The organism is Siminovitchia fordii DSM 16014 = CIP 108821 (genome assembly GCF_000374565.1).
Taxonomy (GTDB): domain Bacteria; phylum Bacillota; class Bacilli; order Bacillales; family Bacillaceae_C; genus Siminovitchia; species Siminovitchia fordii.
Map to the genome: position 1 here is coordinate 1 of NZ_KB894691.1, position 22,499 is coordinate 22,499.

Genomic DNA, 22,499 nt, shown 5'->3' on the forward strand with positions numbered 1-22,499 from the left:
TATGTGAGTTGGAGCTTTTATATGTGAGTTGGAGCTTTTATATGTGAGTTGGAGCTTTTATATGTGAGTTGGAGCTTTTATATGTGAGTTGGAGCGCAGTCCGCCGTTCCGGCAGCCTGCGCTCCTTCACCCCTTGTTCAAGACTATTTTTTATACCGTTTGTGTATATTGTTCTGTTTATAGGTAGGTCTGGAAAACTCCTCCACTTCCATGGACAAGGCAAGATATCTTTTTTCAAACAGGTCAGAGAAGTGCTCCTTTACAACATCAAACAGTTTGTCACACGCTACTGTCAGCTCTTCTTCGGAGCGGCCGCCGCCGATTTTGAGCGCAACATGGACAAAGGCGTCGTCTTCCGTGCCGTCTGCGACAACATAATCTTTCAGTTCGATGGCCCTGGATCTAATTCCTGCGATTGGAAAGACGCCGCCGCTGTCGATCAATGACTGGTTGATTTTCTCAAGGAGGGTGCCGATTTCGGCTTCGTCTTTAATGTTATCCGTGTATTCCACAATGACATGAGGCATTTGATTTCCACCTCCTCATTTACGATATTCTCACTTAACCTGTGGGCAAATCGTTTTGATAAATGGAAATGCCGCTATTCACATTTTATTTGGCCGTGCTTTTTTCAAGGTCGTTTTTTATAGAAAAAACTTCATCCCCAACAATCGTATTTTTTAACTGACCAAGTCCTTCAACTTCCGTAATGACTTCGTCTCCGGGGATCACGTCAACGGTCCCTTTAGGTGTACCCGTTAAAATGATGTCATTTTCATCCAAAGTCATGAAACTGCTTAGATATTCGATAAGGTAGGGGACATCAAAAATCATGTCATTCGTTGAACCTTCCTGTTTCAGCTCGCCATTCACATATGTGCGTAGCTTCAAATTCATCGGATCTTTTATATCAGCAGCATCCACGAACCACGGACCAAGCGGTGTACATGTATCGCGGTTTTTCACCCGGAGGTTCGGTCGATAGTAATTTTCCAGGTAGTCCCGCAATGCGTAGTCGTTCGCAATCGTATATCCTTTAACATAATCATAGGCATCGTCACGTTTCACATTTTTAGCCTTTTTCCCGATTACAACCGCCAGTTCACACTCATAATGCATATATGTAACGTCTGCCGGCCGTCGCGTCTGCGCGTTATGACCTATGAATGTATTCGGCCCTTTTAAAAAGACCAACGGCTCCTCAGGTGCTTTAAAAGCGAGCTCACCTGCATGATCGGAATAATTCAATGCAAGGACGAATGTGGTTCTAGGTTGAATCGGCGGAAGCCACACGATTTCATCTTCACAAACAGTCCGCCCGTCCAAAAGTTCAATTTTTCCGTCCTTTTCAATAGCATCGTGTACCGCGCCAAAGCAAGCTACGCGTGCGTGTTTCATTATACAAGACCTCCTTCAGCCAGCTTGTCCTCGGAGACGACTTTGTTCACCAAGACTCCGATTCTGTCAATTTCAATACGGATTTCATCTCCGTCTTTTACATGTGGCGGCTTCTCGGGAACTCCGACAAGTAATACATCGCCTTTGCGAAGCGTCATAAATTCCGTTACATCTTCGAGCAAGGTCGGAATCGATCGGATCAGGTTCTTCGTATTATTTTCTTGCCTCAATTCTCCGTTGATATAAACGCGCGTTTCCAATTGCCCCGGGTCCGTCACGTCGTCCTGGGAAACGATCCACGGCCCGACCGGACAAAATCCGTCGCGAGCTTTCTGCTTGATCGCAGGGCGGTAATAGCTTTGGTGCGGGATGCTGACATCATTTGCAATCGTATATCCCTCGATGTATTTATCAGCGTCTTCCGCTTTGATGCGGGTCGCCGTTTTCCCAATCACGACCGCAAGCGCCGCTCCAACCTCCAGCTCTTCCTCACCTTTTGGAAGCGGAATAGGTTGATTGCACCCTGACAATGTATTCACCGGCTTGATATATAAAATCGGAGCTTTGGGCGGCTGTTTATATGGTGCCTCATTGAATTGTTCCTTCAATTCATCAAATTTCCCCTGATAGTTCAACAATACGCCGTAAACAGTTCCAGTGACCGGCGGATTCCAAGATACATTTGATACATACTGCTTTTGTCCGTGCAATTCAAATGTTGCTTCTGCCGGATCGGCCTGTAACTCATCCCAAACGCCAAGCCCATGCAGGCTCGCTTTTACAAGACTCATATTCTCACTCCTTATGATTTCGCAAAAATACCATTTATGCTCTCCGTTGACTTTCTGCATTTCGTTAAATCGGCAATCATAGACTCTCTTTAGTGCCCGTCTCCCCCATAAAGAGGGAACTTTTTCCTCCATTAGTTACCAGGTTTGACGTTGTTCCCCTCAAACGGGCATCTTCCGCCCCATATTTGTGACCGGATTTCGTATTTCTTCCTCCAAACGAGCATCTTCCACTACTATTTGTGACCGGGTTTCGTATTTTTCCCTTCAAACGGGCATCTTCCACTACTATTTGTGACCGGATTTCGCATTGCTCCCTTAAAACGGGCACCTTACGCCCCTATTTGTGACCGGATTTCGTATTTCTTCCTCCAAACGAGCAACTTCCACTACTATTTGTGACCGGGTTTCGCATTTCTTCCTTAAAACGGGCATCTTCCACTACTATTTGTGACCGGGCTTCGTATTTTTCCCTTCAAACGGGCATCTTCCACTACTATTTGTGACCGGATTTCGCATTGCTCCCTTCAAACGGGCATCTTCCACTCCTATTTGTGACCGGATTTCGTATTTCTCCCTTCAAACGGGCATCTTCCACTACTATTTGTGACCGGATTTCGCATTGCTCCCTTCAAACGGGCATCTTCCACTACTATTTGTGACCGGGTTTCGCATTTCTCTCTTAAAACGGGAAACTTCCACTACTATTTGTGACCGGGTTTCGTATTTTTCCCTTCAAATGGGCATCTTCCACTACTATTTGTGACCGGGTTTCGCATTTCTCCCCCCAAACGGGAAACTTACGCTACTATGCGAGACCGCTTTTAGGCACCCTAGGTATCCTCCGAGCTTTAAGTTGCTCACTTCTCACTTTGCCAGCGCGCCCCCGACAGAAACATCCCGTCCGTCTTCCGAGAAAAATAATGAAGACGGGCGGGACCCCCTTTAAACAACTTTTTTATATTTACCTTCGAAGAATCCAAGTGGTTCTCCGTCTTCGACACGGAGATCGGTCACTTCGCCGATGTATAATGTGTGATCTCCTGCAATTACCGATTCGTGAACGTTGCATGTCAGGTTGACAAGCGCATCCTTGATGACCGGCATTTCGTTGAACGTATCGAACTTCACGTTTCTCTCTTCTTTGATCTGGCCCGCAAAATAGGCTGACAAATCCTGCTGGCTCTCATTCAATACGCTTACAGCAAATTTGCCGGATTCTTTGATGAGTTGGTTCATATTCGCTTTTTCCCCGATGGAGATGAGGACGAGTTTCGGGTTGAGTGATACTGACATGAACGCGTTGGCTGTCATGCCGTGAACATTTTCCCCAACTTTTGTTGTGATGACTGTCACTCCCGTTGCGAATTTCCCCATTGCTGTTCTAAACAGACGATCTTCCATTCGACTCTCCCCCTTTTTCTTTTTTTCTAAAGTCCTATATCACAAATTCAGGCTTGCGTTGTTCAAGTTTCGGCTGCTTTGTCGGTACTTCCTTGCCGCTGATGACGTCCAAAACAACTGATGCTTCGTTAAACCAGCTGTCCGGTGCCTCATGACCCCAGAATGTCTGACGCATCGGGTCGTCGATATCCCAGCGAATCGGTTTGAAGTCCGGATCACTTGTCAAGTAGTCACCGCTGTACAACTCAAGACGATGCCCATCCGGATCTCTTAAATATAGGAAAAACGCGTTGGACAATCCATGGCGGCCCGGTCCTCTTTCGATGCTCTTCCCATACCCCGACGCTGCTAGCACATCACATGTATGAATCAATGCGAGAGGGTCGGGAAGCCAGAATCCGATATGGTGTAAGCGTGGCCCCACACCGTTCATGAACGCCTGGTCATGAACAGTCTGTTTGCGGTGCAGCCAAGTGGCCCAAACTTTCCCTTCTTTCGTATCCGTATACTCTGAGCAGGCAAAGCCCAAATCCTTCATGTAGAAGTCCTGCGCCTTTTCCACATCTTCTACCATACAGTTGAAATGGTCGATTCTTTGGATGCGAGCTCCTCTATATAGGTCATAGCGTTGAAGAAGACGTTCCACATGATCCATTTTTGCAAAGAATTCAAGTGGCAGACCGGAGACGTCCTGAACACGGAGTGCGCGTCCCAAAGCACGCTGCTCTCCTTCTTTGATCCATTTCGTTTGATAGCCTTTCCCTGTAAAAAATTCCTCCAGAGCATCCAGTTCAGCGTCTGAAGCTACTTTGTATCCCAAAGCTTCAACAACCGGTCTCTCCGCTTTTTTCAAGTGGATGCTGTGATGATTGTGCTCTTCCAATCCTCTTAAATACAAATTTTCTGAATCTGATTCTGTTTCAATAAAACCAAGAGTATCCACATAAAATTTTCTGGACGCTTCCAGATCAGTCACATGTAAAACTGTTCTTGCACAACGAATGATATTAAAATCCATCAGATTTGCCCCCTTACGCTTTTATAAAATGCGGTTTTGAAGATGGTTCTTTTTTAAGGAACTCAGAGATGAAATCTTTATATTTGTCTTTTTCATATCCGTTGAAATAGGTCATGCCCATGCGGATCGGGTCTCCAAAGAAGTAGTACTCATAGTGCATCTGCCTAGACCCAAATGCGCTCAAAGTCATATCCCATGCCAACCTGAACAGTTGGACACGTTCATAGCCGTTAAGGTTTTTGCCTTGGAGTCCGCGATCAAGGATATGACCGATATCTTCATTTTCGAAGTCAGCCTGTGTCGGAATCCCCATCAAACCTGATGCACCAAGGATTCTTACAATCTCTACAAGGCGAGGATAAATGCGCGGATACCAATTGCGCGCTGCATCAAGTGCTTCAAAATCAGGTGTCATGACGCCCCATTTATCGACTTTTGCGTTGTGCTCGGCTCTATACATATGGGAGCGCATTGTTTCAAGAGCCAACATGATTTCAGCGCCTTTATCTTGAACATGCTGGAATTGGTCGATTCCGATGGCATCCATGATACTTAAAGCGACACCAAGGATGAATTCGGTTTTGACAATATTTTTTGAAACAACCTGGTGTGACATATGGACAACTGCATTTGTATCTTTAAAAGTTCTATTACAGATGGCAGCGTTGCCACAGACGAATACACGATCCCACGGAACAAAGACATTATCGAAAGATACGATGGCATCCCCTTCTTCAAAGCGGGAAGAAAGTGGGTGATCCCAAGTTGTTTTGCCATAGTCGAATGCTTCACGGCTGAGGAATTTTAATCCTTCCGTGTTATTCGGAATGGCAAAAGCAAGTGAGTATGGATCATCTTTAGTATCAGACTTATTGACTGTTGATGGGAAAACGATCAGCTCATCCGTGATGCCTCCTTGCGTTGCCAACAAACGGACACCATCAACAATGATTCCATCACTTCTTTTTTCAACGAGGTGAAGGGCCACGTTCGCATCTTTTTGTTCTGCCTGCGCCTTAGCACGGTTTACCTGTGGATGAATAAGTGTATGCGTCAGGCTAAGGTCGTTTTCACGTGCATATTCGTAATATTTTCTTGCATTTTCAGCAAACATCGGATCTGCTTCTGCAAAGAAATCACTTGCTGCACCAGTTGCCATGACTTCAGCGTTCATGTAGTCCGGAGCGCGCCCCATCATTCCGCCTGATGTGCGTGCCCATTCTTGGATCGCTTCACGGCGTGCAATCAAATCATCAATTGTTTCAGGAATTTTATAAGTCATCCCGACTTTATCCCCGGTTGTTGGAGATGTGTAGAGCATCTTCTCAGGTTTTTCATATTGAAGATCGTAAAGTCTCGCCATAGAGCGGGTAACACCTTTAAAGGCAGGATGCTCTGTGACATCGTCGACCCTTTCCCCATGAATATAAACATTGTTGTTCGCTTTCTTTAATCGTTCTAAATACTCTTTTCCTGTTTTTGCCGGCATTTATCTTCACTCTCCTTATGATCACTTTCCGAACTGCGGGATATGGTGGTCGCCAATAGCGACGTGAATGACTTTCGGTTCCGTATAGAATTCGAGGATGGCATAATGTCCGCCTTCGCGTCCGATACCGCTTGCTTTCGTTCCGCCGAACGGAATTCTGAGGTCCCGTACATTTTGAGCATTGATCCAAAGCATACCTGCATCGACTGCCTGAGCTACGCGGTGTCCGCGCTTGATATCATTCGTCCAGACATAGCCTGCCAGACCGTATTTGACATCATTTGCTGCATCGATCACTTCTTCTTCTGTTTCAAATTCGATGACTGCCATGACAGGTCCAAAAATCTCTTCCTGGCAAACTCTCATGTCATTTTTGGCATTTAGAAGCAATGTCGGCGGAACGTAGTTGCCAGCCTTCAGCTCCTCTGGAACCGTCCCCTGTATCACTTCACAGCCTTCTTCTTTTGCGATTTCGATATAGCTCTTCACTTTTTCAAAATGGCCTTTGTCAATGAGCGGCCCTAATTGAGTGGAAGAATCCATCGGATCGCCGACCTTGATGTTTTGCACTCTAGCTTTCAATGCTTCTACAAATTTTTCTTTAATGTTTTTATGCAAAAATACTCTGGAATTCGCCGTGCAGCGTTCCCCGTTAAAGGAGAACAATCCCCATACAGCCGCATCAAGTGCACGGTCGAAATCAGCATCGTCAAATACGATCAACGGTGACTTGCCGCCCAGTTCCATGGACGTCTTTTTCAGCGTGTCAGCTGAATTCTTAATGATGACAGATCCTGTCACTGTTTCTCCCGTGAAGGAAATCGCTTCAACTGAAGGGTGGGCTACGAGTGAAGCTCCTGCTGTTTCACCGAAGCCATGAACGATATTAAAAACGCCTTCAGGAAGCTCGGCTTTTTGAATGATTTCAGCGAGTTTGTTCGCCGTAAGCGGTGAAAGTTCCGCCGGCTTTAGCACTACCGTGTTACCTGTTGCAAGCGCCGGTGCGACTTTCCATGTTGTCAGCATGAACGGTGCATTCCATGGCGTGATCAGCCCTACAACTCCAAGCGGATTGTATACTGTATAGTTGACGAACTCGCTTCCCTGCATGTAGGCTTCACCATGCAATTTAATCTGTACCATGCGAGAGTAGAATCGGAAGTTCTCTGCAGCACGCGCCGCCATGTTCCTTGTCTGTGCAATTGGAAGTCCTGTATCAAGTGATTCAAGATAAGAAAGCTCCTCGGCCTCTTCGTCGATTAAATCTGCGATTCTTTCAATATATTTCATGCGTTCTGAAACCTTCATCTTGCCCCAAGGCCCTTCTTTGAACGCTTTATTGGCCGCTTTAACAGCCTTATCGATATCTTCTTTTCTTCCTTCCGCCACACGGTTGATCGTTTGGTTTGTAAACGGGCTCGGGTTATCAAAGTAAATTCCGCTATCAGATTCTGTGAACTGTCCATTGATAAATAGCTTTACATCGGGCTGCTTGCTGTGTTCCCGTACTACCGCTTGCTCTGCTGTTTTTTGTGCCAACAAAATCACCTTCCTTAAAGGTTCCAGTTTCAAGGAAAACGGGTTTACGGAACCCGCTTTCCATTTCGTTCAGGAATTTGTAAAAAAACGCATACTGCCAGTTCCAACGCCCAGCGACTTGGAAGGACCAAGCCATTTCCCTATATGCTTTCGAGCTGTTTCCTCAGAAAACTTCTTGTTTGCCGCGCAGTAAAGGCGCTTAAGCTTTTGTTTTTCGTTTTAATTATATGAAACTAGCTTTTTACTTCGTCTTTAAGCTCGATTCCATAGTTTACCAGCACTTCACGAAGCTCTTTTTGCAGGGCTTCAGATGGAATATCCATCGGCTTGCGTAATACTGGCGTGATTTTACCCATCATGCCAAGAGCAGCTTTTGCAACGGCAGGGTTTGTATCCTTGAACAGGATGTCGTTCAGCTCCATCATTTCAAAGTGCATGTCTTGTGCACGTTTTACATCGCCTGCTGCCCATGCATTGTAAATTTCAGCTACTGGTGACGGAGCAACATTGGATGTAGCACTGATGTGGCCAGCTCCGCCGATTGCAAGCATCGGATAGCAAAGAAGCTCAATTCCGGAATACAGGTTAAAGTCGCGGCCGGCTTTTAACAAGACGCGGTTTACATGCTCGAAGTCTTTATTGGACTCCTTGATGCCAATAATATTCGGGCAGTCTTCCGCAAGCCGTGCAATCGTTTCCACTTCAAGGTTGACAGCAGTTCTTCCAGGGATGTTATACAGGATGATCGGAATATCAACTGCATCTGCGATCGTTTTAAAGTGCTTATAGAGGGCGTGTTGGTTCGGCCTGTTGTAATAAGGTACGATAACCATCGCTCCGTCCGCCCCCATTTCCTGGGCAGCTTTCGTTAATCTCATCGCTTCGTTATGGTTGACGGATCCTGTTCCCGGAAGGAATGGCACACGTCCTGCGACCGCTTTCATTGCAGTCTCCATGACAAGCTCTCTTTCTTCTACCGTCAAGGAGCTCGGCTCACCGCTTGTTCCGGTAACGGAAATTCCATGGCTCCCGCTTTCAATCTGCCAGTTTATCAATTTTTTAAACGTTTCCAAATCAAGGCTTTCATCTTCATTAAAAGGAGTGATAACCGGAGCAATCGATCCTCTGAATCTTTCTTTTGCTTCTTTGTAAGATGGCATATTAAATCCTCCTATATAAAAATTATTTTTATGCTGGTTAATTTTCTGAACAATTAAATCATATATGATTACATATATCATGTCAAACAGTTTTTAAAAAAGGTTAGGAAAACGCTTACATATTTCCTTTAAAAGCAAGACACAGATATTCCGCGTCCTGTTTCTTAACTTTCCAACGTATTTTCCATCCTCATAGAACGTCGCCTTTCAAAATCTTCCGCTGTACGAAGCTTATGTTTGCGAACTAATTCCTCAATTATTTGCGGGTCCGCTTTTTTCTCAAGCAAAGTGATTATTTCTTCATGCTCCTTGATCGATTCCTTGACCCTCACGGAATACAGCGTGGAACCGATTCCTCTGATGGAGTCCAGCCGCTTCCACAAGTTCTGGATGTTTTCGATCAAAACTTTGTTGGTGCTCTCTTCGTAAATGAGATGGTGGAACTCTGCGTTCAGTTTTGCAAACGCTATGATATCGAAATCCTCCAATGCCTCCTTCATCTGTTTATTTTTTTCTTTCAGCTTCATAATTTTGGCGGCCGGGAAATTTTGTGAACAAGATGAAACTGCATACCCCTCAAGTACTGCCAGAACCTGGAGATTTTCGTAATATTCAGACTCATTGATTGGTGCCACAACAGGTCCGATATTATGCTTGTATTCGATCAGCCCTTCCGCTTCAAGTTGGCGGATCGCTTCTCTGATCGGAATAGAGCTCGTTTGCAATTCCCTTGCCAGCTGATCAATCACAAGCCTCTGGCCAGGCACATACACCTTCTCTACAATCCTTGACTTAATAATCCGATAGGCTCTTTGTTGTTTATTCTCTTTCTTCATCATATATTTATCATATGTAAAATCATATATGATGTCAAGAGGGGGCTGACCCCAAAAATGACAAAAAAAAAGCGCCGCAGCGCCTTTTCATCATTCTATATTTATTTCCGTTTTCTCTTCCGCTTTCTCCTCTTTGTAAACTTCGACAAAGTGGATTTGGTGGCCGTCCGCTTCTTTGACTTTAAATGCAAAACCATCGGAATGAAGGGTCTCCCCCTCCAGCACATCAAATTTCTTCGATAAAATCCAGCCGCCTAGCGTGTCGACATCTTCGTCAGAAAGATGGATTCCGAGCAGGTCGTTAACATCCGGAATGAGTACTTTTCCACTGAAAATGAAGTGGTTTTCTCCTACCCTAGTTATATCTTCTACTTCATCCGTATCGAATTCGTCTCTGATCTCCCCGACAATCTCTTCCACTATATCCTCAACAGTGACAAGCCCGGAAGTTCCGCCATACTCATCAAGCAGGATCGCCATATGTGTATGTTCCTTCTGCATTTTAAGCAGTAGTTCACGGATGGGAATTGTCTCTATCACGTGGATGACCGGCTTGATAAATGCCGATATTTCCAAATCTCCATCCGAATCCCTGTTTTTAATTTGTTCCAATAAAATATCTTTTATATTAATAAGCCCGATTATATTGTCCTTATCGCCTTCATATATCGGGTAACGCGTGAATTTTACCTCCTGGATAACATTTACCCATTCTTCTATTTCTTCTTCTGTTGAAAAAGAGATCATTTCTGTCCGCGGCACCATGATTTCTTTGGCTACCCTGTTATCAAACTTAAAAATGTTTGTAACATATGTCAGCTCAGACTGATTAATCTCACCGCTTTTAAAACTTTCAGACAGTATGATTCTAAGCTCCTCTTCGGAATGAGAGACTTCATGTTCCGATACCGAATGAAGGCCGAATACCTTCACCATTAAGCGGGCAGAACCGTTAAGTACCCAAATGAACGGGAACGCGATTCGGTAAAACCAGATAAGCGGCTTGGCAGTCATTAGGGAAACTTCCTCCGCTTTTTGAATGGCCACCGTTTTTGGAGCCAATTCACCAACGACTACATGTAAAAAGGTGATGATCAGAAAAGCGATTGTGATCGAAAGAATATGGGTGACAGCCGGTCCGAGTTCCAGCTTTTCAAACAAGGGGTCGAACAACGATTTAACTGCCGGTTCACCCAGCCATCCTATTCCAAGAGCTGTAATCGTAATCCCAAGCTGGCATGCTGATAAATATTCATCCATATGCGTGATGACATGCTTTACTGCCTTAGCTGCCGGCTTTCCTTCTTCTATCAACTGGTCTACACGGCTGCTTCTGATTTTAACAATGGCAAATTCTGCTGCTACGAAAAAAGCGGTCATTGCAATCAATATTGCGATTAAGAGTATACTGGCAACGTCCAAATAGTTCGCCTTTCAGAGAAAGGCGTACACCTCCCAAGAATTAAGTTTGCCTGTCCGGCCTTTGTCCGAACACACTTTTATAAAATATTATACTATACGTTTTCTCAAGTTCATATATTAAAAACAATCACATTTTTCGACGATTGCGTAGTAATTATAGAAAATCCAGCGTCTATTATTAAGGGTGGACAAGACTTGAAGACTCCATTCGGTATAACTTCTATTTTCTTTTTTCCCATTTACATGTAAAATGAGTCCATTGAATGAAAGTGAGGAAGTAATAGAAATGAGCATCTGGGAATTCATTGTCGCACTATTGTTAGGATTAGTTGAAGGCCTGACCGAGTTTGCACCTGTTTCGTCGACAGGCCACATGATTATCGTTGATGATATTTTATTAAAATCGGCAGAGTTGTTGAAATCTCAGGAAGTGGCCAATACGTTCAAAGTCGTCATCCAGTTAGGGTCTGTTCTGGCAGCGGCAATCGTCTTTTGGCAGCGGATTTTAAGCTTGTTCGGTATTCGGACTTCGAGTTCCCCGGTACCTGAAAAAGGACATTCCCGATTGCGGTTGACGCACGTAATAGCCGGGCTAATTCCAGCTGTCATATTGGGTTTTACATTAGAAGATTTTATCGATACATACCTATTTTCTGTTGAGACAGTTTTAGTAGGCCTCGTGGGTGGAGCGATTTTAATGGCTGTGGCTGATTGGAAAGCGAGATCTGGTTCATCAGCCAAAGAAAAGACAAGCCTTGATGACATTTCGATCAAGCAGGCCTTTTTGATCGGGCTAATCCAATGTATCGCATTATGGCCGGGCTTCTCCAGGTCTGGCTCCACCATTTCAGGCGGGGTGCTGTTGGGGTTGAAATACCGTGCAGCTGCGGATTTCACTTTTATCATGGCGATACCAATCATGTTCGGGGCAAGCGCGGTTTCTTTATATAAAAAAATGGATGTTCTCACTGTTGACGCCATTCCATTTTTTATCGTCGGTTTTATTAGCGCTTTTGTTTTTGCTTGGCTGTCCATCCGCTTCTTCCTGGCTTTGATTAGCAAGATCAAATTGATGCCTTTTGCTATATACAGGGTTGTGTTGGCTGCAGTGATTTTGGTGATCTACATTAATGTAAAATAGTATCGTAATGAAATGCACAGCGTCTGCGCACTGTGCATTTTTTATTAATCAAACGTTTGATGAAAATTTGCTTTATTTTTGAAACGGGGCTTTTCGTTACTGATCAATCGGTTTCTAAATTTGAACCATGTTCTAAGGTCTCCCCTAGGATAGCTCCCACTGTTTCCCTTACTAAACAAACGTTTGATTAAGAGATTTCAGGTGTTAATCCCAACATTATTACACGCCTAACCGTCTTTATTAAACTCACTCCCTGCATGCCTCAAAGGACAAGTACTGCATGTCCTTTTTTCCTGCTTTCTTAACATATATGATAAACAGCAAGTTTTCCGTCCTCCGGCACTCTTTGCAAATGAAGTAAGCGGATTTTCTTCATAAGGTCCGAACAGCTTTCCGGGTGCTTCATACAAGAGATAGTAGTAGTCTGCTATTGCACGGTTCCGAAATTCCCCATCAATCAATTTTTCATATATCCAATGAATGTAAATCGCAACATTTTCCCACATCACTTTTTCACTAAGCCGAGTCTGTTCTTTCAGTAATTGAATCAGCGGTGTAATGCAATGAGCAAATAAACCTTCTATGACAGCGGCACGCCACTCATTGTGGTCCTCCCTCGGTTCCAGAGCCTCAACGTCTCCCAGAAAAAAGTCAGGAATCCAAAGGCCGTCACCCGACTGATCGACCAGCTTCAACCCCTGAAGGTTCACATTCAATTTTTTCTCCAACGCCGTCATCGCATACAAATGAATGACAGCGTAAAAGCCCATTCTTTTAGTTAAAATTGAACTGGTCACACACGCATTCGGCGCTCCAATTCTGCCGGTCAGCCAAGCCAAAAAAGCTGGAAGACGCTTCTCGTCCAGCAACGAAGCGTAGTCCACCGACTCACTCGCATCCGCAACAGCCAGTCGGTACTCCTTCAGTTTTTGAATCTCTTGATGACTAAGCCTGTTGTGCGGCATGTATGTCCCTCTCTTTTAAAATGCATCGGCCTTTGCCGTACGGAATGCAAAGCGGTGTCCCAAATAGTGGATCGACTGTCACTTCACAATTCATGGCAAAGACATCCCGAACGAGATCGCAGTTGACAACTGTTTCCGGCCTTCCCTGTGCATAGACTTTTTGGTCACGGACGGCCACAATGTTATGTGCGTACCTGCACGCTAAATTCAAGTCGTGTAGCACCATTACAATCGTTCTGCCTTCTTTTTCATTCAAATCGAAGAGCAGGTCCAATATCTCTATTTGATGAGTCATATCCAAATAGGTTGTAGGTTCATCCAGTAATAGGATATCTGTATCTTGTGCCAAAGTCATGGCAATCCAGGCCCGCTGCCTTTGTCCTCCAGACAGTTCATCCACCGGCCGATCGATATAATCGAGCATGCCAGTTGCTTCCAATGCCTTCTTCACAATGGCTTCATCTTCTTTTGACCACTGCTTCAGCCATGTCTGATGAGGGTAGCGTCCCTGTTTAACAAGCTGGAGAACAGACAGTCCTTCTGGGGCAGTCGGTGATTGCGGTAGAATGGCCATCCGCTTCGCGACTTCCTTCGTCGGAAATTTGGCGATGTCTTTTCCGGCTAAAAGTACAGACCCTCCCTTTGGCTTCAGCAGCCTTGCAATTGAACGGAGCAAAGTGGATTTACCGCACCCATTAGCCCCGATAAAAACTGTGATTTCGCCCTTGGGAATCGTTAGATCCAGTTCGTCAATAATGATTCTATCACCGTATGATAATGTGAGAGAGTCTGTTTGAATCGTCTCCATCTCCACAATCGGCCCCTTTATCATAAATTTCTTGTTTTAAATAAAAGATAGATGAAATATGGCGCTCCGATTGCAGCTGTAAAAACACCTGCCGGAACTTCCAATGGCAAAAACAGCGTACGGCCGACGACATCTGCCAGAAGAACAAGGATACCGCCGATCAAAGCGGATGCAGGCAGCAATGCCCCGTATGTCGAACCAACAAGCCTTCTTGCCATATGCGGTGCCATCAGCCCGACAAACCCGATGCCGCCTGCGAAAGCGACCGCTGCCCCGACAAGTGCTGTACAGATCACAAGCAGGAAAAAGCGCTGTATTTGAACTTGGCTTCCCAATCCTATCGCCAGCTCGTCGCCAAGTTCCTGGACATTAATTTTCCTCGCAGAGACAAAAGCTATGATTAACAACAGGAGCACCCAAGGAACAATTACCTGCACATTGCTCCAGTTCGATCCGTTTACACTTCCAGTAATCCATATGTTAGCCTGCGCCGCTCTATGAATCGGCCCCTTGATCATTAAAAAAGTTATTATTGCTTTCGTGAGAGCAGCAAGGCCTATACCGATCAATACCATTCTGATCGGGGAGACGCCATCACGCCATGCCAATATATATACAAGGAATGCTGTAATAAAAGCTCCAATAAAAGCAGCTAACGGCAACCAATCAACGCTGACCATCAATACATTGTCTGAATTGCTGAATACAGTAAGGAAGCCGACAACGGCTGCACCTGCTCCTCCAGTGATCCCAATGATATCCGGCGAGGCCAACGGGTTTCGAATCATCCCTTGCAAAATACCTCCCGCTGTTGCCAAAGCCATTCCAACAAATACCGAAATAATTGTTCTTGGCAGACGAAAATCAAGGACAACAAGTCGATCTAGGTCCGAGCCGCCACCTGTAAAGACTTTTAGAACATTTATCGGATTAATTTTCACATCGCCGAGACCTGTACTTGCAATGACAGCTGCCAGTTGCAATGCTAACAGAACGAAAATCAAGGTGGCCGCTTTTTGATCGATTAACATTGAAACCTTATCTTTAAAAAGCCTGAAGTTTAAGTACTTTTTCACGATTGATTGAACCCCTTTCTCGCAATATAGATGAAAAAGGGTGTTCCAATAACAGCCGTCAACACACCTACAGGGACTTCCTGCGGCATTAGGGCATATCTTGATCCAATATCAGCGGCAACAAGCAAAATGCCTCCCAGAATTCCTGAAAAAGGGATTAGCCAACGGTGGTCGACCCCGATTATTTTACGCGCTAGATGAGGTACGATGATACCCACAAAAATGATAGGTCCGGCTACCGCAACAGCTCCCCCCGCCAATATGATAACGATAAAGCCGGCTACCAATTTTACTATATTTGTCTTCAGTCCCAAACCCTTGGCAACATCCTCCCCCATCGAAAGAATATTCAGCTTTGGGGCAAGGAACAAAGCAAGCAGGAATCCAGCCAGCATATAAGGAAAAACTGACGCCAACATCTCCATTTTTCTTCCCGCAACTGAGCCGGCGAGCCAGAACAGCACCTGTTCCAAGGCTGCTTCATTCATAACGAGCAGGCCTTGAGTGCATGATGCAAAAAGAGCTGACATGGCAGCACCTGCCAGAGTTAATTTCATCGGTGTCAGCCCTTCCCTGCCAACAGAACCGATTGCATAAACGCAAAAGGTAGTGATAGCAGTACCTATAAAGGAAATCCAAGTATAGGCTTGAAGGCCTGTAATCTGGAAGAGTGTAACAGCAATGACTACAGCAAAACCTGCCCCCGCATTGATTCCTAATATATCAGGAGAGCCGAGTGGGTTTTTCGTCAAAGTCTGCAACAACAGACCTGAGATGCCAAGACATGCCCCTACTGCTGCAGCAATCAACGCTCTTGGCGTACGAACTGACTGTATGACAATATGTTCATTGGATCCGTCGAAATCCGTAAAGGCATCCACCGCAGTTTGTATAGATGTATCTGTATAACCAAAAACAATGCTCATTCCCATCAATACAGCCAGTACCAAAGCACTGCCTGCCAGGAAGAGGATTTTAAATCCTGTTTCTTTTGTCAGCATTCTTAATAAATACCTTTCTATAACACTTCTTTTTTTAAGTTTATGGGAAGCCAGAAACGAAGTCAATGATTATGAGAATCATTTTCAATTAGTTGTTGACAAAGTGTTCTTCCCGCTTTTATGATTAAAGTGTCCTATTGAGAATCATTGTCAGGTTATAGGAGGAGAACAATGAAATTACACAAAGGGTTACTTTTAATATGGGCGATCATTATCGCAATGGTCTTGGCTGCATGCGGAAATGGCAGCAAGGATGAAGAAGGCAAGAAAGAAGAAGCTGGCAAGCAGGAGATAAATAGCTTTAAAGTTGAGCATGCCATGGGTACGGCAGATATTCCTGATACACCTAAGCGTGTTGTTATTTTAACAAATGAAGGAACAGAAGCTCTTCTCTCTCTTGGTGTAAAGCCTGTCGGAGCTGTAAAATCGTGGGTCGGAGATCCTTGGTATGACCATATCAGCGACCAAATGGAAGGCGTTGAGGTAGTTGGAGATGAGTCTCAAGTAAACGTTGAAGCGATTGCTAAGTTGAATCCAGACCTCATTATTGGAAATAAAATGCGTCAGGAAGCCATCTATCCTCAATTGGAAGCCATCGCTCCAACCGTGTTTGCGGAAACTCTCCGCGGAGATTGGAAAGAAAACTTCAGGCTATATGCTGAAGCAGTCAACAAAAAAGAAGAAGGAGAAAAAGTCATCAGCGACTTTGATGCCCGAATTAATGGATTCAAGGAAAAGTTTGGGGACAAATTGGATAAAGAAATCTCACTTGTCCGCTTCATGGCCGGCGATGTCCGTATTTATCATAAAGACACTTTTGCCGGAGTAATCTTGGATCAAATCGGATTTGCCCGTCCTGAAAATCAAGATGTCGACGATTTCGCTGAGATGAACGTATCAACTGAACGCATCCCTGCCATGGATGGTAGCGTCCTCTTCTACTTCACATATGAGACAGGCGATGGAGAAGCACAAGCTTTGGAAGATGAATGGCTGAACAATCCCCTCTTCAAAAACTTGGAAGCCGTCAAATCCGGGAACATCCATAAAGTCAATGATTCCATCTGGAATACAGCGGGAGGTGTCGTGGCTGCTAACCTGATGCTCGATGACTTGGAAAAAATTATGGAAGATACGAAATAATTTATAAGGGGTCAGTCCCCCACTGCGGTAACACGTTAATGCAGTGGGGGACTGACCTCATTTTACTGAATTTTCAACACCCCATATAATAGAATTTAATAGGAGGTGTGCAAGTTGGCAAAATTCTTTATGCATGTATGCCGATTGTTTTTGAGTGTTGTTTTTTTAATTGCTGGCATAAACGGTTACTTTGTCATTTTTGGATTGGAACCATTTATCGCAACCAGCTCGAAAGCGATGGCGTTATTTCAATTAGATAATCTGCTAATCTTCGAAAAATCACTGGAAATTCTATGCGGAGTTTTACTTTTAAGCAATCAATTTATCCCTTTGGCCATTGCCATCCTATCACCTATTGTTGCCAACATATTATTACTGCATCTGTTTTTGGATCCTTCGCTCCTTCTACTAGCCATCTTACTAGTCCTTGCCTACGGATGCCTATTATTCTATTACAGAAAAAATTTTATAAGTTTAATAGAAAGGAAGCCAAGTCCGGGGTCTGATCCCACCGCGGGGATGCGTTAATGTAGTGAAGGTCTGACCCCTACAGATTGCCCCCAACAGATTTAATTCTTGCCGCTGCTTTTTGTGCATACATTAGTCATATGACTTGTTTAGGAGTGGATGTCTATGATTATTCATGTTGTAGGCAGCGGGGAGACGTTATCGGAGATTGCCCGGCGATACAACAGCAGTGTTTCGCAAATTGCAGCTGCAAATGAATTGCCTGACCCGAACAGGCTGACCGTTGGCCAAGCTCTTGTTATTCCGATTCCCGCCCGTCAGCATATAGTTCGGAGCGGTGAAGCGCTTTGGCAGATCGCACAAAGATACGGTGTTTCGTTGGATGCGATTATACGTTTGAATCAATTGGCGAACCCCAACATGCTTGAAATCGGTACAGTCTTGATCATCCCTGCTCGTGTTCACACTGTTCAGTCCGGCGAAACTCTTTGGCAAATTGCCCAGCGCTACGGAACGACAGTTCAGGAAATAATAAAGTTGAACCGAATTCAAAATCCAAATCTCATTCAGGTTGGCACTGTGCTAACTATTCCTTTCCCCAAGCCTGTCATCGACGTGAATGCATACACCATCAATATGGGAGAAACGGGAGCGAGGGAAGTACGGGAAGTGGGGCAGCATCTTACGTACGCATCCCCTTTCGCCTATATCATGAAAGCGGACGGGAGCCTCGAAGCAATTAATGACACCCCGATTATTCAAGCTGCACAGGAAAGGCATGTCGTTCCTATGATATGCATCACCAATTTTTCATTCAGAGACCCAGGCACCCAACTGGCTCACACTATCCTATCAAACCCCGAACTTCAAGAGCGGCTGTTAACGAACGTAGTAAATATCATGAATGAAAAAGGATACCGCGTATTAAACATCGACTTCGAAAACGTGCGACAGACTGACCGGGAGGCGTATAACCAATTTCTTCAGCGGGCGGTTGACCGCTTACATCCGCTCGGACTCTTTGTATCCACTGCCCTTGCTCCGAAAACAAGTAGCGAACAGAAAGGACTTTTATATGAAGCCCACGACTATGAAGCGCATGGCAGAATTGTCGATTTCGTCGTGTTGATGACATACGAATGGGGATACCGCTTAGGACCTCCACAAGCCATCTCCCCACTTAACCAAATGCGGCGGGTCATCAATTATGCCGTCACTGTCATCCCTCGGAACAAAATTTTGATGGGCTTCCAGCTGTACGCCCGCGACTGGATGCTTCCCCATGTTCAGGGACAGGAGGCCGAAACATTCGATATGCAGGAAGCGGTAAGAAGGGCATTAAAATACGGTGCTTCCATCCAATATGATGAGAGGGCCCAATCCCCGTTTTTCCGTTATACAGACGAGCAGGGTCGCCGCCATGAAGTATGGTTTGAAGATGCCCGCAGTGCCCAGGCCAAATTTAATCTAGTAAAAGAATTCGGCTTGCTCGGCGTGAGCTATTGGGTTCTCGGCTATCCGTTCCCACAGAACTGGCTGCTGCTCGAGGATAATTTCATTATTAGAAAAATGTAGCTGGGCGGGAATCCGTTCGGCTTTTTTCATTGCAGGCTGATATTTTGACACCTGCTTTTTCATGGCGTATTATTTGATGAAAATTTAGCTTACGCGTAAGATTCAGGAATGCCAAGTATGGATCTTGCGCCATTGAACCATGGTTTCGCCCTCTCATCCAGCTCATCCGGTAGACTACGGATTTTAATCAGGAATCATTTTAAACTTTCCTCAAAAGGAGGTCTAAACATGGAATTAAAAGGAATCCACCATGTTTCCGCTATGACTGCAAAAGCAGGACAGAATAAGGATTTTTACACCAAAACATTAGGCTTGCGGCTTGTGAAAAAGACGGTAAATCAAGATGACCCTTCTGTCTATCACCTTTTTTATGGAGATGAAAAAGGAAGTCCCGGGACGGAGCTGACGTTTTTTGAAATTCCGATGATGGCACGCAACCGTGAGGGTGTCTGCAGTATCTCCGCCACCTCACTTCGTGTACCAAATGATGCTGCACTCGAATTTTGGAAACAACGCTTTACTGAATTGAATGTGGAACATGACGAAATAAGAGAAAGAGCATACCGAAAAACGCTGACGTTCAGGGATCCGGAGGGCCAGCGACTCATCCTTGTTTCGGATGAGAAAAATAAGGGTGTTGCAGGCGGAACTCCTTGGAGAAAAAGCCAGATTCCCCAGGAAGCTGGAATTCTGGGACTGGGACCGGCTCAATTGACGGTGCGCTACGCTGAACGCACAACGAGAGTATTAACCGAGTTGCTTGGATTCCGAGAAAAAGAAAGCTACCCATCCCATATAGATGGTCAACCTAATATACTTGTTTTTGAAACGGGTGAAGGCGGTACAGGTACGGAAATTCATGTTGAAGAAAGAAAAGATCTGTCAGCAGAAAGGCTTGGGCGCGGAGGGGTTCATCATGTCGCTTTCCGCGTGGAAAATGAAGCAGAGCTTCAAAAATGGATTGATCGGATTACAGCAGCAGGTTTTCAAAACTCCGGTTTCGTGGATCGATACTATTTCCGATCTCTTTATTTCAGAGAACCCAACGGAATCCTGTTTGAGCTTGCAACAGACGGTCCCGGTTTTGATACGGATGAGCCGCTCGAACATTTAGGCGAGACGCTCGCACTCCCTCCTTTTTTGGAACCGCGGCGTGCAGAAATTGAGGAGAAGCTCAGACCGATTTAATAGTGTTATTAAAGGAAGGGGAAGAAAGCCCATTGGCTCACTTCCCCTACTTTGTTCCTGGCGCCGGCATGTCTACTCCCTTTACGCGATGTTTATGCCCATCATCTTCGGTCGTGTAAAAATCGTAATAATGAACATGCATACCATTTCCGACCGGAATCGCCGGCCCGGAATATGCCTTATAATGATGTGTATGCCCATCCTCAAATAAAACATATCCTTCCGTATAATGCACATGACTTCCGTCCTTTGTCGGGATTGCCGGGGATGAAATATCTAAACATTGATGTACATGACCATCATTCACACTCGTATAATCAACAGACCCATGGTTATGTCCGGGAACAAATCCAGGAGCAAAATCATCTTTTCCTACTCTTTTCACGTCTTGTGATCACTCCTTTTTTGATTTGAATATATGATTCAAATCAAAAAATATGTGCGTAGCAAAAAGGAACCTAATATTCTTCTCAGATTATAAAGGTTTGTTCTGCCTTTAGGTCCTCCCTTGCACTTTTAACAAGAACAAACGCAGCAATGACTATTCCAAACCAGGCGAATAACAGAATACCTGCTGCGATCGGAAACAAAGAGAATTCAAACACTGATTGGCCAAGTGCTGTTTGGACGCCGATCAGTAAAATTGAAAGGGACCAGGCAATACTTCCAAAATGAATCATCCTTTTCCTCAAACGTTCTTTTCCTTGAATTTTTTCCAAAAGCCATCCAAGCAAAATCAACGTTTGTAATGCATGAAATCCCAAACCATGTATTACAATCAGGTTTCCGGCGTTCCCTATAAACCTGCCTTCTAACAGAATCATGCCCACGCCTGCGATATTGGCTACTAGGACGGATAAAAACGCATAGCGAATACCGAAGATGAGGAGCGGCCGATGAGAGGCTTTGTTTCTAAAAAATTGAATCATGAGGAGAAAACATAAGATGATAAGCAAAAGAGAAACAACACCAAAAACCATTCCTGTAATGATATCCATGGCAGATCCTTCACGGGAAAATCGCGGATTTAAGCCACGGAAATGCTGAATCGTTTCAATGGTGTAAGCATACAGGGATGCGGCTATGAACAGCAGCCGAATTACCTTTCTCTTGCGGGGACTGAACCCAGCCAATGGCAAAATTGCGGCAATAGAAAGAATAAACATCCCTATAGCCGCGTTAAAAGAGAAGGCATCCCCCAGGTTGCCTTCAGGCAAAACAATGGGACCGCGAATAAAAATGAACACAGCTGTAAAAGCCGCAAGCAAAAATCCAACCAATCCCGTCATGACAAGCCCTTTTTCCCCTTCAAACAACTTAACTTTTAACATTCTTCAACACTCCCTTCGTTTATTTATTAATCAATAAATATGCTGCCTAAAAAAAGAAAGTTCAGCACTTTCTTTTTTACTCAAGCTTTACTCTTGATTAATTCAGGCAAATCCAACACTTCCGCAACAGTGATAAGCAGCCCTGTACCGATAAATTGTGCAGCGACCTTTTTAGCCTGCGGGACTTCAGCTCTTTCAAATTTGAGCGTCAAAGCCTCGAACATTGTTTTATGCAAACTCCGGACATGCTCCCGAATGCCCTGTTCGGAAATCGAATGTGCCTGCATGATGAGCAAAACTTCTTCTCTATGCGTTTCGACTGCTTTTGAAAACGCGCAGCCCATCACTTCAATTAACTGGTCCGCGGGGGCTTCCACTTTGGCAAATGTGTCATAAAGCCGGCCAAATGCACGGTCAATCACTGTCTTAAATAGTTCTTCTTTATTTTTAAAAAAATGGAACACATATGGCTGTGTCACACCTGTCTCCTTTGCCACCATTGCAGTAGTTGCCTTATAATAGCCCATCTTTGCAAATATCCCGACCGCATTTTCTATTATAAGTTCTTTCTTATCTTCCTTACCCATGTGACCAACCTCATTATTTATTGATAAATAAATAATATATCGGAAACAATTTTATGTCAACAAAAAATGCCAGGAGGAATGTGAGCCTTACGCTTTAATGTGCTGAAAGCAGGAGGATTTCTTAAAAGTAAACAGTATTTGCCCCATAGTGAAGAGTATTTC

The 22,499-nt window shown here is 44.6% G+C and carries 22 protein-coding genes; 5 read left to right on the forward strand and 17 right to left on the reverse strand.

Features of this window, described 5'->3' with window-relative positions; all coding sequences use genetic code 11:
• Window positions 1-143: 143 nt before the first annotated feature.
• The 10 genes from C509_RS0110850 to C509_RS0110895 form a co-directional block, all read right to left on the reverse strand.
• Window positions 144-527: a 5-carboxymethyl-2-hydroxymuconate Delta-isomerase gene (locus tag C509_RS0110850; protein ID WP_018706963.1), complete on the reverse strand. Its 384-nt coding sequence runs from the start codon at window positions 525-527 to the stop codon at window positions 144-146.
• Window positions 528-612: 85 nt separating this feature from the next.
• Window positions 613-1,398: a fumarylacetoacetate hydrolase family protein gene (locus C509_RS0110855; protein WP_018706964.1), complete on the reverse strand. Its 786-nt coding sequence runs from the start codon at window positions 1,396-1,398 to the stop codon at window positions 613-615.
• The gene (locus C509_RS0110860) at window positions 1,398-2,189 is read right to left on the reverse strand and encodes a fumarylacetoacetate hydrolase family protein (protein WP_018706965.1); all 792 of its coding nucleotides are present in this window, start codon (window positions 2,187-2,189) and stop codon (window positions 1,398-1,400) included. Before C509_RS0110860 ends, C509_RS0110855 begins: the two co-directional genes overlap by 1 nt.
• Before the next feature lie 942 nt (window positions 2,190-3,131).
• Window positions 3,132-3,590, reverse strand: a complete 459-nt coding sequence (locus C509_RS0110865) for a flavin reductase family protein (RefSeq protein WP_018706966.1) — start codon at window positions 3,588-3,590, stop codon at window positions 3,132-3,134.
• 34 nt (window positions 3,591-3,624) lie between these two features.
• Complete coding sequence (hpaD, locus tag C509_RS0110870; protein WP_018706967.1) at window positions 3,625-4,608, reverse strand: 3,4-dihydroxyphenylacetate 2,3-dioxygenase; 984 nt, start codon at window positions 4,606-4,608, stop codon at window positions 3,625-3,627.
• Window positions 4,609-4,621: 13 nt separating this feature from the next.
• On the reverse strand, window positions 4,622-6,097 hold the full coding sequence (gene hpaB / locus C509_RS0110875; protein WP_018706968.1) for a 4-hydroxyphenylacetate 3-monooxygenase, oxygenase component: 1,476 nt from the start codon (window positions 6,095-6,097) through the stop codon (window positions 4,622-4,624).
• 21 nt (window positions 6,098-6,118) lie between these two features.
• Window positions 6,119-7,639 (reverse strand): 5-carboxymethyl-2-hydroxymuconate semialdehyde dehydrogenase, encoded by a 1,521-nt coding sequence (gene hpaE, locus C509_RS0110880; RefSeq protein WP_018706969.1) that lies wholly within the window; start codon window positions 7,637-7,639, stop codon window positions 6,119-6,121.
• Window positions 7,640-7,869: 230 nt separating this feature from the next.
• A complete protein-coding gene (hpaI, locus tag C509_RS0110885) occupies window positions 7,870-8,796 on the reverse strand; it encodes a 2,4-dihydroxyhept-2-ene-1,7-dioic acid aldolase (protein ID WP_018706970.1) in 927 nt (308 codons plus the stop codon).
• Between the two features lie 164 nt (window positions 8,797-8,960).
• Window positions 8,961-9,632, reverse strand: coding sequence for a GntR family transcriptional regulator (locus C509_RS0110890; RefSeq protein ID WP_018706971.1), 672 nt, complete (start codon window positions 9,630-9,632; stop codon window positions 8,961-8,963).
• A 90-nt stretch (window positions 9,633-9,722) separates the two neighbouring features.
• Entirely contained in the window at window positions 9,723-11,054 is a 1,332-nt protein-coding gene (locus C509_RS0110895) for a hemolysin family protein (RefSeq protein ID WP_018706972.1), read from the reverse strand.
• Window positions 11,055-11,340: 286 nt separating this feature from the next.
• On the opposite strand from C509_RS0110895, the gene C509_RS0110900 reads away from it, so the two are divergent.
• Window positions 11,341-12,195: an undecaprenyl-diphosphate phosphatase gene (locus C509_RS0110900; protein WP_018706973.1), complete on the forward strand. Its 855-nt coding sequence runs from the start codon at window positions 11,341-11,343 to the stop codon at window positions 12,193-12,195.
• 227 nt (window positions 12,196-12,422) lie between these two features.
• On the opposite strand, the gene C509_RS0110905 is transcribed toward C509_RS0110900, so the two are convergent.
• The 4 genes from C509_RS0110905 to C509_RS0110920 are packed head-to-tail and all read right to left on the reverse strand — an operon-like array spanning window position 12,423 to window position 16,045.
• Window positions 12,423-13,160 carry an IucA/IucC family C-terminal-domain containing protein gene (locus tag C509_RS0110905; protein ID WP_018706974.1) on the reverse strand — a complete coding sequence of 246 codons (738 nt, stop codon included), beginning with the start codon at window positions 13,158-13,160 and terminating at the stop codon, window positions 12,423-12,425.
• Complete coding sequence (locus C509_RS0110910) at window positions 13,141-13,968, reverse strand: ABC transporter ATP-binding protein (RefSeq protein ID WP_026319805.1); 828 nt, start codon at window positions 13,966-13,968, stop codon at window positions 13,141-13,143. Before C509_RS0110910 ends, C509_RS0110905 begins: the two co-directional genes overlap by 20 nt.
• A 20-nt stretch (window positions 13,969-13,988) precedes the next feature.
• A complete protein-coding gene (locus C509_RS0110915; protein WP_018706976.1) occupies window positions 13,989-15,044 on the reverse strand; it encodes a FecCD family ABC transporter permease in 1,056 nt (351 codons plus the stop codon).
• Window positions 15,041-16,045 (reverse strand): FecCD family ABC transporter permease, encoded by a 1,005-nt coding sequence (locus tag C509_RS0110920; protein WP_018706977.1) that lies wholly within the window; start codon window positions 16,043-16,045, stop codon window positions 15,041-15,043. The genes C509_RS0110915 and C509_RS0110920 overlap by 4 nt, the downstream gene beginning before the upstream one ends.
• Window positions 16,046-16,216: 171 nt before the next feature.
• Between C509_RS0110920 and C509_RS0110925 the strand changes: the two genes are divergently transcribed.
• The 4 genes from C509_RS0110925 to C509_RS0110945 all read left to right on the forward strand — a co-directional run bounded on the left by C509_RS0110925 (window position 16,217) and on the right by C509_RS0110945 (window position 20,419).
• Window positions 16,217-17,188, forward strand: coding sequence for an ABC transporter substrate-binding protein (locus tag C509_RS0110925; RefSeq protein ID WP_018706978.1), 972 nt, complete (start codon window positions 16,217-16,219; stop codon window positions 17,186-17,188).
• A gap of 105 nt (window positions 17,189-17,293) precedes the next feature.
• A complete protein-coding gene (locus C509_RS0110930; protein WP_425423163.1) occupies window positions 17,294-17,716 on the forward strand; it encodes a hypothetical protein in 423 nt (140 codons plus the stop codon).
• A gap of 105 nt (window positions 17,717-17,821) precedes the next feature.
• Complete coding sequence (locus tag C509_RS0110935) at window positions 17,822-19,231, forward strand: glycoside hydrolase family 18 protein (protein WP_018706980.1); 1,410 nt, start codon at window positions 17,822-17,824, stop codon at window positions 19,229-19,231.
• Between the two features lie 228 nt (window positions 19,232-19,459).
• Entirely contained in the window at window positions 19,460-20,419 is a 960-nt protein-coding gene (locus C509_RS0110945) for a ring-cleaving dioxygenase (RefSeq protein ID WP_018706982.1), read from the forward strand.
• A gap of 46 nt (window positions 20,420-20,465) precedes the next feature.
• On the opposite strand, the gene C509_RS0110950 is transcribed toward C509_RS0110945, so the two are convergent.
• From C509_RS0110950 to C509_RS0110960, 3 genes are all read right to left on the reverse strand, one after another.
• Window positions 20,466-20,804, reverse strand: a complete 339-nt coding sequence (locus C509_RS0110950; protein ID WP_018706983.1) for a YmaF family protein — start codon at window positions 20,802-20,804, stop codon at window positions 20,466-20,468.
• 85 nt (window positions 20,805-20,889) lie between these two features.
• Complete coding sequence (locus C509_RS0110955; RefSeq protein WP_018706984.1) at window positions 20,890-21,750, reverse strand: hypothetical protein; 861 nt, start codon at window positions 21,748-21,750, stop codon at window positions 20,890-20,892.
• A gap of 80 nt (window positions 21,751-21,830) precedes the next feature.
• Window positions 21,831-22,337: a TetR/AcrR family transcriptional regulator gene (locus C509_RS0110960; RefSeq protein ID WP_018706985.1), complete on the reverse strand. Its 507-nt coding sequence runs from the start codon at window positions 22,335-22,337 to the stop codon at window positions 21,831-21,833.
• Between the last annotated feature and the right edge of the window lie 162 nt (window positions 22,338-22,499).

Coding starts and splice junctions, on each gene's coding strand:
- C509_RS0110855 (WP_018706964.1), bottom strand. CDS start 1,398: ATGAAACACGCACGCGTAGCTTGCTTTGGCGCGGTACACGATGCTATT.
- C509_RS0110910 (WP_026319805.1), bottom strand. CDS start 13,968: ATGGAGACGATTCAAACAGACTCTCTCACATTATCATACGGTGATAGA.
- C509_RS0110935 (WP_018706980.1), top strand. CDS start 17,822: ATGATTATTCATGTTGTAGGCAGCGGGGAGACGTTATCGGAGATTGCC.
- hpaI (WP_018706970.1), bottom strand. CDS start 8,796: ATGCCATCTTACAAAGAAGCAAAAGAAAGATTCAGAGGATCGATTGCT.
- hpaD (WP_018706967.1), bottom strand. CDS start 4,608: ATGGATTTTAATATCATTCGTTGTGCAAGAACAGTTTTACATGTGACT.
- C509_RS0110925 (WP_018706978.1), top strand. CDS start 16,217: ATGAAATTACACAAAGGGTTACTTTTAATATGGGCGATCATTATCGCA.
- C509_RS0110890 (WP_018706971.1), bottom strand. CDS start 9,632: ATGAAGAAAGAGAATAAACAACAAAGAGCCTATCGGATTATTAAGTCA.
- C509_RS0110945 (WP_018706982.1), top strand. CDS start 19,460: ATGGAATTAAAAGGAATCCACCATGTTTCCGCTATGACTGCAAAAGCA.
- C509_RS0110920 (WP_018706977.1), bottom strand. CDS start 16,045: ATGCTGACAAAAGAAACAGGATTTAAAATCCTCTTCCTGGCAGGCAGT.
- C509_RS0110955 (WP_018706984.1), bottom strand. CDS start 21,750: ATGTTAAAAGTTAAGTTGTTTGAAGGGGAAAAAGGGCTTGTCATGACG.
- C509_RS0110900 (WP_018706973.1), top strand. CDS start 11,341: ATGAGCATCTGGGAATTCATTGTCGCACTATTGTTAGGATTAGTTGAA.
- C509_RS0110865 (WP_018706966.1), bottom strand. CDS start 3,590: ATGGAAGATCGTCTGTTTAGAACAGCAATGGGGAAATTCGCAACGGGA.
- hpaB (WP_018706968.1), bottom strand. CDS start 6,097: ATGCCGGCAAAAACAGGAAAAGAGTATTTAGAACGATTAAAGAAAGCG.
- C509_RS0110850 (WP_018706963.1), bottom strand. CDS start 527: ATGCCTCATGTCATTGTGGAATACACGGATAACATTAAAGACGAAGCC.
- C509_RS0110905 (WP_018706974.1), bottom strand. CDS start 13,160: ATGCCGCACAACAGGCTTAGTCATCAAGAGATTCAAAAACTGAAGGAG.
- C509_RS0110960 (WP_018706985.1), bottom strand. CDS start 22,337: ATGGGTAAGGAAGATAAGAAAGAACTTATAATAGAAAATGCGGTCGGG.
- C509_RS0110860 (WP_018706965.1), bottom strand. CDS start 2,189: ATGAGTCTTGTAAAAGCGAGCCTGCATGGGCTTGGCGTTTGGGATGAG.